This window comes from Hyphomicrobium sp., from assembly GCF_041659645.1.
Taxonomy (GTDB): Bacteria; Pseudomonadota; Alphaproteobacteria; order Rhizobiales; family Hyphomicrobiaceae; genus Hyphomicrobium_B.
Genome location: NZ_JBAZXX010000002.1, coordinates 884007 through 898672 on the forward strand (window position 1 = coordinate 884007; position 14666 = coordinate 898672).

Annotated in this window: 15 protein-coding genes; 7 read left to right on the top strand and 8 right to left on the bottom strand. The window is 60.5% G+C overall.

What is annotated here, in order from left to right:
- Positions 1-51: 51 nt before the first annotated feature.
- The 7 genes from WC811_RS09210 (at position 52) to WC811_RS09240 (ending at position 9439) form a co-directional block, all read left to right on the top strand.
- Positions 52-1431: an NAD(P)/FAD-dependent oxidoreductase gene (locus WC811_RS09210; protein ID WP_372643367.1), complete on the top strand. Its 1380-nt coding sequence runs from the start codon at positions 52-54 to the stop codon at positions 1429-1431.
- On the top strand, positions 1431-2705 hold the full coding sequence (locus WC811_RS09215) for an NAD(P)/FAD-dependent oxidoreductase (protein WP_372643370.1): 1275 nt from the start codon (positions 1431-1433) through the stop codon (positions 2703-2705). Before WC811_RS09210 ends, WC811_RS09215 begins: the two co-directional genes overlap by 1 nt.
- Positions 2696-4120, top strand: a complete 1425-nt coding sequence (locus WC811_RS09220) for an FGGY family carbohydrate kinase (RefSeq protein WP_372643372.1) — start codon at positions 2696-2698, stop codon at positions 4118-4120. The genes WC811_RS09215 and WC811_RS09220 overlap by 10 nt, the downstream gene beginning before the upstream one ends.
- A gap of 160 nt (positions 4121-4280) precedes the next feature.
- Complete coding sequence (locus WC811_RS09225) at positions 4281-5582, top strand: NAD(P)/FAD-dependent oxidoreductase (RefSeq protein ID WP_372643374.1); 1302 nt, start codon at positions 4281-4283, stop codon at positions 5580-5582.
- 67 nt (positions 5583-5649) lie between these two features.
- Positions 5650-6663, top strand: coding sequence for an LLM class flavin-dependent oxidoreductase (locus WC811_RS09230; RefSeq protein ID WP_372643377.1), 1014 nt, complete (start codon positions 5650-5652; stop codon positions 6661-6663).
- Between the two features lie 3 nt (positions 6664-6666).
- Positions 6667-7341, top strand: coding sequence for a sulfite oxidase-like oxidoreductase (locus WC811_RS09235; protein WP_372643380.1), 675 nt, complete (start codon positions 6667-6669; stop codon positions 7339-7341).
- Between the two features lie 130 nt (positions 7342-7471).
- The gene (locus tag WC811_RS09240; protein ID WP_372643383.1) at positions 7472-9439 is read left to right on the top strand and encodes a hypothetical protein; all 1968 of its coding nucleotides are present in this window, start codon (positions 7472-7474) and stop codon (positions 9437-9439) included.
- A 126-nt stretch (positions 9440-9565) separates the two neighbouring features.
- On the opposite strand, the gene WC811_RS09245 is transcribed toward WC811_RS09240, so the two are convergent.
- From WC811_RS09245 to WC811_RS09280, 8 genes are all read right to left on the bottom strand, one after another.
- A complete protein-coding gene (locus tag WC811_RS09245) occupies positions 9566-10939 on the bottom strand; it encodes an FAD-dependent oxidoreductase (RefSeq protein ID WP_372643386.1) in 1374 nt (457 codons plus the stop codon).
- 164 nt (positions 10940-11103) lie between these two features.
- Positions 11104-11376, bottom strand: a complete 273-nt coding sequence (locus tag WC811_RS09250; RefSeq protein WP_372643388.1) for a hypothetical protein — start codon at positions 11374-11376, stop codon at positions 11104-11106.
- Between the two features lie 184 nt (positions 11377-11560).
- Positions 11561-11692, bottom strand: a complete 132-nt coding sequence (locus tag WC811_RS09255; protein ID WP_372643391.1) for a hypothetical protein — start codon at positions 11690-11692, stop codon at positions 11561-11563.
- 265 nt (positions 11693-11957) lie between these two features.
- Positions 11958-12080, bottom strand: coding sequence for a hypothetical protein (locus WC811_RS09260; RefSeq protein ID WP_372643393.1), 123 nt, complete (start codon positions 12078-12080; stop codon positions 11958-11960).
- A gap of 370 nt (positions 12081-12450) precedes the next feature.
- The gene (locus tag WC811_RS09265) at positions 12451-12573 is read right to left on the bottom strand and encodes a hypothetical protein (protein WP_372643395.1); all 123 of its coding nucleotides are present in this window, start codon (positions 12571-12573) and stop codon (positions 12451-12453) included.
- A gap of 333 nt (positions 12574-12906) precedes the next feature.
- Positions 12907-13044, bottom strand: coding sequence for a hypothetical protein (locus WC811_RS09270; protein WP_372643397.1), 138 nt, complete (start codon positions 13042-13044; stop codon positions 12907-12909).
- Positions 13045-13369: 325 nt separating this feature from the next.
- The gene (locus tag WC811_RS09275; protein ID WP_372643400.1) at positions 13370-14305 is read right to left on the bottom strand and encodes a PfkB family carbohydrate kinase; all 936 of its coding nucleotides are present in this window, start codon (positions 14303-14305) and stop codon (positions 13370-13372) included.
- Positions 14302-14664 (bottom strand): chaperone modulator CbpM, encoded by a 363-nt coding sequence (locus WC811_RS09280; protein WP_372643403.1) that lies wholly within the window; start codon positions 14662-14664, stop codon positions 14302-14304. The genes WC811_RS09275 and WC811_RS09280 overlap by 4 nt, the downstream gene beginning before the upstream one ends.
- Positions 14665-14666: the final 2 nt, after the last annotated feature.

The following is a 14666-nucleotide window of genomic DNA, read 5'->3' on the forward strand; positions in this document are numbered from 1 at the left end:
TATTTCCGTTTCGGCGCGGGACTGGCGCTGAATGGCAAAGGACAAGGTATTATGTCTGTGGCAGACGTCGCCATCGTCGGTGCGGGCGTCGTGGGCTGTGCCATGGCGAGGCGCTTCACCCTTGAAGGCGCCAAAGTCGTTCTTCTCGATCGCGGCTCGGACCTGCTCTCGGGCGCAAGCAAGGGCAACAGCGCGATCCTGCACACGGGCTTCGACGCGCCTCCGGGCAGCATCGAACTGAGTTGCATGCAAGCCGGATACGCCGAATATCTATCGATCCGCGAAAGCTTCAACCTGCCGCTGCTTGAGACCGGCGCGATGGTGGTCGCTTGGTCGGAAGCGGAGCGCAACGCGCTCGACGGCATCGAGGCACAAGCAAAGACCAATGGTGTCGATACCGTTCGACGACTGACGGCGGCGGAAATCCGCGCTCGCGAGCCAGAGCTTTCAATGCGTGCGCTCGAAGCTCTGCTTGTTCCCGGCGAGCATGTGATCGATCCCTGGTCGCCGTTTCTCGGCTATCTGCGCCAGGCGGCAGCGCACGGTGCTGAAATCTCATTTGCGACAGAGGTGATTTCAGGAAATTTTGACGGCGAGGTTTGGACGCTGCAAACCACCAAAGGCGTTCGCCGCGCCCATACCGTCATCAACTGCGCCGGACTGTACGGTGACAGGCTCGACGCGCGCCTTCTCGGATCGGCATCGTTTCAGATCAAGCCGCGGAAGGGGCAATTCGTCGTTTTCGACAAGGCGGCAGCGAAGCTTCTCAAAACAATCATTCTGCCGGTACCATCGGAGCGCACAAAAGGCGTGGTGCTGACGCGTACGGCATTCGGCAACGTACTGGTCGGACCAACCGCTGAGGAGCAGGACGACCGCGAGCGCGCGACCGTCGAAGAAAAGGCGTTGCGCGGGTTGCTTGCGAAGGCGGAAGAGATGGTGCCAGCGTTGGCCGACGTCGACGTTACGGCTGTTTACGCCGGCCTCAGGCCCGCAACGGAGGAGAAAGCCTACCGCATTGCCGTGCATGCGAACCGCAATTGGATAACCGTTGGAGGGATTCGCTCGACCGGCCTCACTGCATCGCTCGGCATCGCGCAGCACATCTTCAAGCTCTATCGAGATTTGGGAAATGAGCACACGGCGATCGTGAACCCGCAAACGCCGCGAGTGCCGAATCTCGCGGAGAATCGCCCGAGAGATTGGCAGTCCGCGGGCTATGGCGAAATCGTCTGCCATTGCGAGATGGTTACTCTGCGCGAGATCGAGCAGGCCCTATCCGGGCCATTGCCGGCTGGCGATTTCGGCGGCCTCCGGCGCCGGACGCGGTGCGGCATGGGCCGTTGCCAAGGCTTCTATTGCAACGCGCAGCTCGCGGCTTTGACGGAAGGCTGCTTCGCGTCGCCCCTCGCCGTGGGGGACGCGGCGTGATGTCGGCCCCGTTCGACGTTCGAAGCGCCGACGTGCTCATCATTGGCGCGGGGCCGGCAGGCCTATCAGCGGCGACACATCTGAAACGCCTCGGCGTCGGCAACGTAATGGTTGTCGAACGCGAACCGATTGCGGGCGGAATTCCCCGTCATTGCGGCCACCCGCCATTCGGCATGCGCGAATTCGGGCTTGTCCTGACCGGCCCTGCCTATGCTCGGCGGCTTGTCGATCGGGCAGTCAAGGCTGGGGTCGAGTTGCAGCTCAAATGCTCGGTCGTTTCCATCGACTATGCCGACGATCTTATCGTTACGTGCGCTAGCAATCGCGGGCCGCTGACGATCGTTGCGAAGCGCGTCATCGTCGCGACCGGCGTGCGGGAGAGGCCGCGTTCGGCGCGATTGATCTCGGGCGAGCGGCCGCTCGGCATTCTCAACACCGGCGCACTGCAAGAGTATGTCTACCTTCAGCATCTCGTGCCGTTTCGCCGTCCTGTGATCGTCGGAACCGAGCTCGTCTCGCTTTCGAGCTTGCTGACATGCCGCAAGATCGGCGCGAAGCCGGTTGCCATGATCGAGAGCCGTGACCGCCCGACTGTGCGCCGCGTTTCGATGGCGCTCCCGCGTTTGCTCGGCGTGCCGGTTCGCTACGGAACGCGAATTGCCGATATCAAAGGCCGTCCGCGCGTCGAGGCTGTAACGTTGCGCTTGCCGGACGGCAGTCTTGAAGACGTCGCTTGCGACGGCGTGGTCTTCACGGGCTCGTTCCGGCCGGAATCGGCGCTTGCGCGATCGGCGGGGCTCGAAATCGACGGCGGCACGGGCGGCCCCGTGATCGACCAATTCGCACGGACAAGCGAGCCGCGAATCTTTGCGGCCGGGAATGTCTTGCATCCCGTCGAAACGGCCGGATGGTCGTGGCGCGAGGGGCGGCGAGTCGGAGCGTTCGTCGCTCAAGACTTGGATGGCAAGCTATCGAAACCGGAGCACGCGATCAAGCTGACGCCGGGAACCGGCATTCGATATGTCGTTCCGCAGCGGCTGGTTCCAGGCGGCGGCGGTTTCGATCATTTGCAATTGCGCGCAGCGTGCGAAGTTTCAGGCGTGCTGGTTGCGCATTCGCGCGGGCGGGCGATACGACAACAGCCATTGACCTCCGGACCGGAGCGGCGAATCCTGGCGCCGCTGGCGGCATTTTCGGAGGCCGACGCAGACGTCATCATCGGTGTCGACGACCGGCCATCGACGACAATTCGGAGCGGTTCGGCATGCGTGTAGCGGCGATCGATCAGGGGACGACGTCGACGCGCGTGCTGGTTGCGGATACGGATGGCGCGCTCGATATCGCTTGCTCGGTTGCGCATCAGCAGCTTCATCCGCACCCGGGATGGGTGGAGCACGACCCGGAAGAACTGCTGGCGAACATCCGAAGTTGTCTCGATGCTGCGGGCGCGGTCGATAGCATCGGCATCGACAATCAAGGCGAGAGCTGTCTGGCGTGGGACGCCGAGACCGGTAAGGCGCTGTCTCCCGTCGTCGTCTGGCAGGACAACCGGACGGCCGACGCCGTCGCGCGGTTGAAAGATAAGGGCGCGGCATCACTGACGCTCTCGCGGGCTGGTCTTCCGCTCGACGCTTACTTTTCGGCGTCGAAGCTTGCTTGGATCGTCAACAATACTCCCGCGGCAAGGGATGCATTGAGCGCGGGACGCTTACGCCTCGGGACGACGGATGCGTTCTTTCTTCATCGCCTGACCGGCCATTTCGCGACAGACGTGACGACGGCATCGCGGACGTCATTGATGAATCTCGAAACGGGCCGATGGGACCAGGACCTGTGCGATCTGTTCGGCGTGCCGATTTCCTGCCTGCCTGAAATCCGCCCGACGGTCGCCGACTTCGGGCGGATCGACGGCGTTCCTGTCATGGCGTCGGTGGTCGATCAGCAAGCGGCTCTGTTCGGCCACGGCTGCCGGAAACCGGGCGACGCGAAGATCACCTTCGGAACCGGCGCATTCGCCTTGGCCGTCACTGGCACCGAGATCGCGCACGCTCCGGAAAAGGGTCTGCTGCCGACGGTCGCGTGGGCGCTTGACGGGCGCATGACGTACGCGGTCGACGGCGGTGTTTACGACGCGGGGGCGGCGGTCGAGTGGGCAAGGCGTATCGGTCTCGTATCGGACATCGAGAAAGACCTCGAATGGTTCGATGCTGAGCCCGCAATCGATCGTGGCATCGTGTTCGTTCCGGCGCTTTCGGGCCTCGCGTGTCCGCACTGGGACCGAACGGCGGCGTCGCTTTTCCTTGGCATGTCGGCGGCGACGACGCAGGCCGATCTACGCCAAGCGCTGCTCGAAGGTATCGCGCTCAGCGCCGCCGACGTCGTGGAAGCGATGCACGCACACGTTCCAATCGGCGGTTCGATTGCAATCGATGGCGGCCTCGCGCGCAGCCGTTACTTTGCGCAGTTTCTGGCAGACATGATCGGCCGCGATGTCATCGTTGCGGATTTCGACGAGCGGACCGCATTCGGGACGGCGAAGCTTGCCGCGCTCGGAGCGGGCATCGTGCTGCCCGATCCCGACAGTCTCACGCACACTTTCAGTCCGCGCCGCGGCGACAGCTCGGTAGCGCGCAAGCGTTTTCATGACGCCGTATCGCGCAGCAAGGGATGGCGGGATTTGAGCGAGTAACCAAGCGCTGCTCTCGCCGCGCCCCCTGTCTGGTTCGTGCAAATATCCAATAAGCAGGATAATTACTGCGCGCGCAGCATGCATGAGGACTTCCGTGCCACGACCTACTGATCCCCCCTCTACGGCCCATCCGACGGCTGGAGCGCTGGCCAGCGGAAAAATGAACTATCGTCATTCGCTGACCTTCAAACCCTATTGGTGGGAAGCCGCATCGGCCGAGGCTGCGGGCGGCGAGATTCCGGTCCCAACACAATGTGATGTCGCGATTGTGGGGTCCGGCTTCACGGGGCTTTCGGCGGCGCTGACGCTTGCGCGGGCCGGTCGAGATGTCGTGATATTCGAGCGCGGCCGATCGGGATTTGGCGCCAGCACGCGGAACGGCGGCCAGATCGGCAGCGGCAACCAGAAATTTCGCATCAAGACGCTCATCGCACTACGCGGAAGACGGAAAGCTGAAGAAATGTTGCGCGAAGGCACGCGCATGCTCGATCATATCGCCGCATTGATCGAGACGGAGAAGATCGATTGTCACTTTCGCCGCTGCGGCCGCTTCCGCGCCGCCATCCGGCCCGAACATTATGAAGCCATGGCCGCCGACATGCGCGATTTGAAAGAGATCGCAGGCGTCCAAAGCTTCATGGTGCCGAAATCGGAGCAAGCCTCGGAAATCGGCTCGGACGTTTTCTTCGGCGGCTCAGTGCTTCCCAACGATGCCTCGCTGCATCCCGGTCTTTATCATGCGGGTTTGATGCTGCGCGTCATGGAAGCGGGTGGGAGAGTCATAGACCATACTGCCGTCGTACACATCGAGCCGGCTTCGGGATCGTTCCGCGTCCGCACGGGCCGTGGGGAAACCATCGCGCGGAACGTCATCGTCGCGAGCAACGGCTATACCGACGGCCTCGTTCCGGAGCTTGGGCGGCGCATCGTTCCCGTTGGATCGGGGCTCATAGCGACGGACGAGATTCCGGAAGACCTTTATAATCGGCTGCTGCCGAAGAACCGTGTCTACGGCAATACCAATCGGGTCTTCTCTTATTTTCGGGGAGCGCCGAACGCGCGTCGCATCATCTGGGGCGGCCGCGAGGGGCGCTTCGCCGCGAGCGCGTCTCCCGCCGCCTTCCGGCATCTCGCGGCAGACATGCTGCGGGTCTTTCCGGACCTGAAAGATGTGCCCGTCACGCACGCCTGGGATGGCCGGATCGGCTACACCTACGACGAGGTTCCACATATCGGACAGACGGCCTTCGGCATCCATTACGCACTTGGCTATTGCGGGACGGGCGTGTCGCGCGCCACCTACTTCGGCAATAAAATCGCCTTGCAGATGCTGGGCAGTGCCGAGGGCCATACGGCATTTGACGATCTGGCGTTTCCTCCGTTTCCGGCTCATCCGATTGCCCGCCGTGCGGTTCCGTTCGTCGAAGCCTGGTATCGCGTCCGCGACACTATGAATTTTTGAGACGACGGTCGCCGGATTGGCATCACGGGCGCGCGCACCTACATGATGCGACAGCCCGGAGGACGTCATGGCTGCACTCTCGATACTCGACCTTGTTCGCGTCACACAAAATACGGATGCGCGCGGGGCTCTCGATAATGCCCGAGATCTTGCGGCCCACGCGGAAAAGTGGGGCTACCAGCGCTTTTGGGTGGCGGAACACCACAATATGCCCGGCATCGCCAGCGCCGCGACGTCGGTCGTCATTGCGCATATCGCTGCGGGCTCGAAGACCATCCGCGTCGGCGCGGGCGGCATCATGCTTCCCAACCACGCGCCCATCGTGATCGCTGAACAATTCGGAACCCTGGCGCGGCTTTTTCCCGGCCGTATCGACCTTGGGCTCGGACGGGCACCCGGCACCGACCAGATCAGCGTGCAGGCTTTGAGGCGACAACCCTCTGCCGCCGATACATTCCCGCAGGACGTTCTGGAGCTGCAGGCCTTCTTTGCTCCGGCGGCCGCTATGCAGCGCGTTCAAGCCGTTCCGGCTGCGGGAACGAACGTGCCGCTGTGGATCCTTGGTTCAAGCACCTACGGCGCGTATCTCGCAGCCGAACTCGGATTGCCTTACGCGTTCGCGTCGCATTTCGCTCCGGCGCAATTGCTGCCAGCTCTCGAAATCTATCGCAGCCGGTTCAAGCCGTCGGAACAGCTCGACCGTCCGCACGCGATGGTTGGCGTCAACATTGTCGCTGCCGAAACTGATCGCGAAGCCCGCCACCTCGCAACGACGCAGCAAATGTCGTTCGCCAATCTTCTCCGAGGCGCGCGCCAACTTAGCCAGCCGCCGATTGACGATATCGAGGTTTATTGGACACCGCAGGAAAAACTGCAGGCGACGCATATGCTCGCACGCTCCATCGTCGGCTCTGCGGAATCGGTCCGCAGTGGAATTAAAGCTCTCGTTGACGAAACCGGGGCTGACGAGATTATGATCGTTTCGGATATCTACGATCACATTCTTCGGCTGCGCTCGTTCGAGATCATCGCAGCGACCCAGAAAGCCGGAGCTGAACGTCAATTGTGTACGGAGAGCTGAGCCGTGGCCGCCGAAGACAGCAACGATGATCTGCCGGAAACCAGCAAGCTGACACGGACGAAGCAACGCTGGGCGCAGGAAGGGCGATTCCTGACGGGGCGCACGGCACGCATGGAGTCCGAGAGATTGCCTCCTGGCCAGCATCTGGTGCGCGATTGGCCTGTGCTTGATCTCGGCCAGCAGCCGGAGATCGCGCTCGACCGATGGCAGCTCGCGATCGACGGCGCCGTCGAGAGCCCGATCACGCTCGACTGGCCCAGGTTTCAAAGCGAACCGCAGAGCGGCAAGACATCCGACATCCATTGCGTGACGACTTGGTCGCGCTACGACAATCGCTGGACGGGCGTTGCGACTCGGGACTTGCTCGATCTCGTGATGCCCACCCGGGACGCGCATTTCGTGATCCTGCATAGCCACGACCGCTACACGACCAACATCACATTGGAGGACTTCGCTTCCGAGGATGCGATCTTGGCGCATAGCTGGGAGGGCAAACCGTTGACGCGTGGACATGGCGGCCCGGTTCGTCTGGTCGTGCCGCATCTCTACTTTTGGAAGAGCGCGAAGTGGTTGAAGCGTATCGAATTCGCGACCCGCGACGCTCCCGGCTTCTGGGAAGTGAACGGCTATCACAATCGCGCCGATCCGTGGAAAGAGCAGCGCTATTCGGACGAGTGATTGGTTAAGACGCGCGTTTGCAAGGTTTCCCTCACAGGGCGGCAATAAAGAAGATTGGCTCTGCCATCGTTTGGGCAAGGCTCCTGCGATAGTGTTCGATATCTAGGGAGCACTCAAAAGGGGGGGTCCGTTGTTTCCCCAACGCCATTCTCGCCGAATTGCACCGGCTGTCTTGCTGGCTGCAATCGCAATTCTTTCCGTCGCCGCCGGGCCGACGCGAGGGCAAGCTAAAGACGCCTTCGCGGCCTGCGAAACCGAGGCCGGCCTTGCTGTTCTCGCATCGCCAATCGCGCCGTGGAAAGGCGCGCCGCTCAAGGTCGTATTCACTGCGGAGAAACCGCTCAAGGGTGAGCTTTCCCTCACCGCTCCCGACGGCAAAGTCGCCGTCACATCGAGCGAGCGTCATGGCGGGCCGCCCTATTTCTGGTTTGCGGAAGTTGCGTCGCCCGTGTCCGGAGATTGGGTTGCGACCCTGACGCGCGAGGGCGCTGAAGCCGGGTGCGCGACGGTCAGGCATACGTTCTCAGTCACCAAGACCGCCGAGGCGCCGCCGCGTCCGACGGCCAAGAGTGTTTGGCCGATCAGAGGCACCTGGGATCGCGAGACCGAGAATCTCTATTCGGCGTGGATCGAGAAGCTCTTCGACGACCCGATCGAAGCCGCGCCGTCGTGGCCCGCATTGCACGAAGTGTTGCGCGACAAATCCCGCAACATGCTTTTCGATCATTTGGGACTCGGCGAAGACAGCAAAAAGCTCGTTATGCAGCCCGATTGCGCCGACCTCCCGTATTTCCTTCGGGCGTATTTCGCGTTCAAGGTCGGCTTACCGTTTGGCTACTCCAAGTGCTCGCGCGGCGGCGGCGGCAAAGCTCCGCGCTGTCCGCAGTGGTTCAACATTCAAAAGGAAGACGTTTCCCCGTCGGCATCCAAACAAAAGCCGACGCAAAGCGCGAGCAATTCGCTGTTTGGCGTTTTCGAAACGGCGGCCGCACAACAATCGGAACCGCAATCGTCGTCACGGCCGCAAGGCCTGGTGCCAGGGTTTGGCTATTATATCCGCACGGTCGTCGCCAACGCCGTGCACTCAGGCTCCGGCCGCACAGCGGCCGACGACAACAATACCGATTACTATCCGGTGCCGCTCACTGCCGAGACGTTGCGCCCAGGCACGATCTACGCCGATCCTTACGGACATGTTCTCGTTCTCGTGAAACGCGTCGCGCAGACGAGCGAAGCAGCGGGCGTATTTCTGGCGGTCGACGGCCAGCCTGACGGCACGGTTGCGCGCAAACGCTTCTGGCGCGGTAATTTTCTGTTCGCTCAGAACCCGTCGCTGGGCAGTCCTGGGTTCAAACGCTTCCGGCCGATTGTCGCGGACAATAGCGGCGCGCTCCGGCGGCTGACGAACGCCGAGATCGCCAAAGATCCCGACTACGGCGATTTTTCCCTCGAACAGTCTAAGCTCGGCGTCGAAGACTTCTATGATCGCATGGACGACGTCATGTCGCCCGATCCGCTCGATCCTGAGCGGGCGATGAAGGAGACGATCACGGCGCTCGACGAGCAGGTCAAGACGCGCGTTACGTCCGTCGAGAACGGCCGCAAATATCAAGTCGGTGGAGGCGCGGAAGTTGCTATCCCATCCGGTCCCTCGATTTTCGAGACGACGGGAGCGTGGGAAGATTTTGCGACGCCCTCGCGGGATTTGCGTCTTCTCATCGCGATCGATGTCGTGCGCGGTTTCCCTGATCGGGTTGCCCGCCGGGCGGAACGATACGCAATGCCGAAAGACAAAAGCGCGGACCAGGTGAAGACGGAACTCGGTGGCACGCTCGCGTCCGAGATCGCCGCGCGGAAATTTTCGTATACCCGAAGCGACGGCTCGACATGGACGCTCGCGCTCAAGGACGTTATCGACCGATCGAAGGATCTCGAGATGGCGTACAACGTCAACGATTGCGTCGAAGCTCGATGGGGCGCAACGGAGAAGAGCGAGGAATCCGCGACGTGCAAGCGGCACGCTTCATCCGCGCAACGCGCAAAAATGGAAGACTACCGTACCTGGTTTCACGAGCGGCGACGTCCTCTGCGACAGTAGACGCGACAAGCGCCGTCAAAAGGAAAGGCCCCGCGTTGCAGGGCTTTCGCCGTGTTGCAGACGCCTGCACTCTGCGCAAATGCCGAAGGTTTAGGCATTTTTCCGGGGGTTGGAAAATTCCGATGGCTAAAGGGCCGGAACACGCGTGAAGAGCGGTCCCAAGCCTTCCGCCATCGTCGGGTGCGCGAGGATCGCGTCTCGGAGCGCAGTGAATGGCATACCGGCCAACATCGCCGTTTGCACCACAGCCATCACCTCACCTGCCTCCGGTCCGACCATAGCAAAACCGAGAATGCGATCGTCGTCGCCGATAAGCGCCTTCATGAACCCGCGCGTTTCCGAGATCGTTCGAGCTCTGAGCACCGAAGCGATCGGCAGCTTCGCAATACGAGCATTTATGCCTTTCGCATTCGCCGCGGCTTCGCTCAGGCCGACCCGCCCAAGCGGAGGATCGGTGAACATGCAATACGGTATCAGGCGATCTTTTGTGCTGCGCGTGCCGCCTGCAAGGTTATCGCGGATGACGCGGAAATCATCGAAGGCGGCGTGGGTAAACTGCGGAGTACCTGCGCTCTCACCCATCGCCCAGGTTTCCGCCGACGTCGTCTCAAGGCGATCGTTGACAACGATGTAGCCGCGCGCATCGACGGCGACGCCCGCGAGATCGAGGCCAATTCCCGACGTATTGGGAGTTCGACCCGTCGCGACAAGGAGATCGGTCCCTTCAATCACGCCATTCTGCGTCGTTACGACGACCTTCACGCCCGAGCGACCCTCGACTTTGGAAACTTTGGCGTTGAGTTCGATCGCCAAACCTTCCGCGCGAAGCGCCTCCATGATTTCAGCGGCGACATCGGAATCCTCTCGGCCGGCAAGCTGCGGCCCAGCTTCGACGACGGTCACCCGTGAACCAAAGCGGCTATAGGTCTGCGCGAGTTCCAGCCCGACATAGCCGCCGCCAAGAACGATAAGGTGCCTCGGCAGATAATCGAGTTCGAGCGCCTCGATGTTCGTCATCGGCTTTGCGGCGGCAAGCCCTTCGATATCAGGGATAGTCGCGTGCGTACCGACGTTGATAAAAACGCGATCCGCAGTGAAAGTCGCGCTGCCGCCGTCGTTCAACTTCACATCGACGGTCTTTGGTGCGACGAAGCGAGCTTCGCCCATGATCAGCTCAGCGCCGCTTTGCTTGAAAAGATCGAGATGCATCGCGATGAGGCCGTCGACCATCTTCCGCTTTCGAGCGACAACCATCCGCATGTCCGTCGTCACTGCGCCGGTGATTGAGCCGAACGCCTCCGCGTGATGCGTCAGATCGGCGACCTTAGCGCTCCAGATTTCGTTCTTGCTTGGGAGACAATTGGTGTTCGGGCATGAGCCACCGATCAGCTTGCGTTCGATCACAGCGACTTTCTTGCCGGATCGGGCCAGATGCCACGACAGATATTTGCCGCTTTCGCCGCTTCCGATTACGAGCGCGTCGTATGTGTTCGAAGCCATTTTCCACTCCTCAGAGCATCAGCGCACTTCTGAGTGTTTAGCTTCGCATTCGTTGCTTGCAATTGAAGATTGGCGGCGGCTCGCCTCCAGATCTTATTTGTCACGCGAAAAGCGCCCCGATTTCGGGGCGCTCTTGATTGTCCGGATATGTCCGCGCCCATACATCAGTATTTGTATGCCGAACAATACCCATCCGCACGGATATCGTCGCCGTTGCGGCGGCAAAATTCTCCGTGCGTTTCCTCACCTGGGCCGCGTCCGATGCGCTCGTGCATCGTCGATGCGATCGACTGGGCAACGGCACGTTGGCAACTTGGATCGGCGATCCACCGACCGTCGACACGTGAAAAATCTCCGGAACAACCGGAGGCGGCAAATGCGCTCGTCGTTCCAATTCCGAGTGCGATTGCCGACAGTGCGAATACAAACCTATTCATCTTTCAACTCCTTTTTTCTCCGCTCAACGAGCGAGCTCTTGTCGAAAAGCTAAGAAGGACTTGGGTATGGAATCCTTCTGAAACCAACGCATAATCCCAATCGTTCTGATCGATTCTGCTGATCCATCGAGAGAAGGGGCGCAAACAGCGCACCCTTCGTCATCTCGATATTTGCCAGTTTACGTTACTTCGCAATCGCGCAGAAACCACCAGAGGCAACGCCCGTCGATTTGAAATCGCCATTGCAGCTGGGCGCCGCGAATGCGACCGAGGCGCCGGATATCAGCAGCATCGCCGCCATAACAATCATCTTCATTTTCGTTCTCCGTACGTCTCTGTCCACGTCGCGCTTCCTGGTTTTCCAGCAGCCGGCGGATTGTTGCAAAGCCACCAACGCTAGGTAAGCTCCGCGCCTTTCCGCGCCATCATCTATTGGTATGTTGAGAGGCCGGGACGCAGATCTGATGATCGCGATTTCGATACCTAAACCCCGATCGGGGATCAGCGATGCAATACTGACCCGAAAAAAAAGGGCGCCGCTCGGCGCGCCCTTCTTCGAGTTAAGATCACCCGTATTCTGTTTACTTCGAAACGCCGCAGGCGGCGCCAGAGGTCTTGTAATCGCCCGTGCAGTGGTAGGGAGCCGCGAACGCGCCGGAAACACCAGAAACGAGCAGCATCGTAGCAAGAACAGCGATCTTCATTTTACTTCTCCATCTATCTCTATCCGCGCCTGCAGCCCCCGTTTCTCGGGCGGCGCTTTGTTGAAAGCCGCGTGATCTACATACGCTCGCTGGGTGCCGAAATATTTCATCTCTGAGTATGAAAAAATAATCGATCCGTTTGTGGCCGTGCTTGGCGAATGTTCTAAAAGCGCAGCAATCACAGGCTCAGTATCGAATATGAAAAACGTGTCGCTATCAAAATGCAGGGCAGGCCCTCGCGATTTCGGTGCCTCGCGATCACGTCGCGTTCCGTCGATCGTTCCGTCGATTTGGGCGCGCGGCCGCAGAACAAAAAAGGGCGCCCAAGGGCGCCCCATTCTTCGAGTGGTTATTCGCTCGAAATTCTTTTTTACTTCGTGACGTCGCAGGCAGCGCCAGAGGTCTTGTAATCGCCCGTGCAGTGGTAGGGAGCAGCGAATGCGCCGGAAACACCCGAAACGAGCAGCATCGTAGCAAGAACAGCAATCTTCATTTTACGTCTCCGTTATCTCTATCCGCGCCGGCAGCCCCCGTTTCTCGGGCGGCGCTTTGTCGAAAGCCGCTCGAGACAGATAAGCGCGGAGGCCTCCGGAACTATCATCTCTAGGTATGAGGCACGGACGGGTATTGTTACCCGTAGCGAGGACCAACCTCGGCAGCGCTCGATTTACGGGCCTTCTCGGCCGGAGCGAGGGGGTAAACCAAAGTTTGAAACGTCGATTGCGCCGAGGCTTTAAATTCAATGGGCGCACATAGACAACCCGAGCGCAGCATTAAGTTGCCGTCGCTCGCGTTCAGACAATGCTCTTTCGTTATGTACGGACGCTTACTTGCCGCGGTTCGTCAGCTTGCTTTCACTGCGGTGATGGCGGCTTGTGTAGAATAACATCAAACCGGTTCCGACAGCTCCTACGATCAGGAGCCCCTCAATCGCGAAGATCATGGTGTAGGCTGAATCGGGCATTGGGCATCCTCTTGTTTGTTATGGGTCAATGACACACCGATATTCGCGGGAATGCCAATCACGTCTGCGGTGAATCAGCATTTCTTTTGACTCTTGGATCGCAACGCACAAAAAATGACGAGCGTACGCGAAAGCTGAATGAACCTCGATTTGTTCAATCCGTACACGCCCTTGATCGCCTTTTGATGTGATTGAGATCGATCTCTGCGTTTCGCGATTTATCCCGCAATGCACTTGCGGCATCGCAATAAGCGGCCAAAAAATTGGACCTTCGGAGGAGGGCGGACCGCTGAGGAAAGAAATAGGCTTTGTGCGCGCGCTTCAATTATGCGCTTCGAGCCAGGAAGCGGTCGACATCTTCTCGCGTCGGAAGACCCGATCTCGCACCTAATCCCGTACAGCTCATCGCGGCGACGGCGGATGCGAAGCGGGCGCATTCTTGATCGGCATATCCCGCCGCTAGGCACCACGCAAACGCACCGTGGAAGGCATCGCCAGCACCTGTCGTATCGACGACTTTTACCGGAAATGCAGGCTGACGGCCGTGCTCCCCACCACGCGCCGCCCAAAGGTAGCCCCGCGCGCCGAGCGTCACGCCAGCGTGGCGAATTCCGGCATGTACGAGACGTGTCAGGCGATCTTCGTCGCTGCCGCCTTCCAAGAACTTTCTGAAGGCCGGAGCCGAGAATATCGCGAAGTCGGCGAGACCGATGACTTTAGCGAGCAACTGGCCGCTGTTGAGATCGATATCAAGAATTGTCGGCACGTCCCGATCGCGAGCGGCGCTGAATGCAGCGACGGTGCCTTCGAGCCAAGTCAGATCGCTCACGACAGCGTCGGCGGCATCGACGTCGGATATTGGAAGCCAATCGGGGGCGAGTGGAAATTCGTGGTCGTCCTCGCTGACGACAAGACGCTCACCGCGCCCATCGACAATCACCGCGGCCGTCGCCGATGGAACACCGTGGAACGCGCGCACATGGCTGACGCCGACGCCCACGGCATGGAGCTGGTTGCGTATGATGCCGCCCGCTGGATCGTCGCCGATACGCGCCCAAAGGGAAACGTCGGCCCCGAGACGAGCGATTGCGGCGGCTGCATTTGCCGCCATGCCGCCACCGCTCGTGACGTGATCGAGCGCCCGCATCTTGGTCGCGGACGACGGGAACTTGTCTATCCGATAGACGTAGTCGAGCGCCGCGTGACCGACTGCGATGATGCGTTTTCGAGCCATGACGCGGTCACCGGTGCTGATGGTCAAACTTGGTCTCTGTCATCGCTGGAACGATCTGCAAGAGACGTCCGCGCGCCCTTCAGAACATTCAAGCGTGCCTTGAGGCGGTCAATCTCGCCCAAGAGATCGAAGACGAGCGCGATGCCTGCCGGGTTCAATCCGAGGTCGCGATCGAAGCGTTTGGCTTTCGCGAGACGAACGATGCTAACGCTTGAGAACCGCCATTCCGAAACGGTTGTGCCGCGTGCTTCGATGATGCCCTGCTCTACAAGTTCCACAACCCATGCGGTTTCGACATTGCAGACGATGCTCAATTCCTCCAGCGAATAGACGGGATCGGTACCGATCGGTTCCGCGGGGATCGCGCCAATGGTGGTGTCGGTCATCG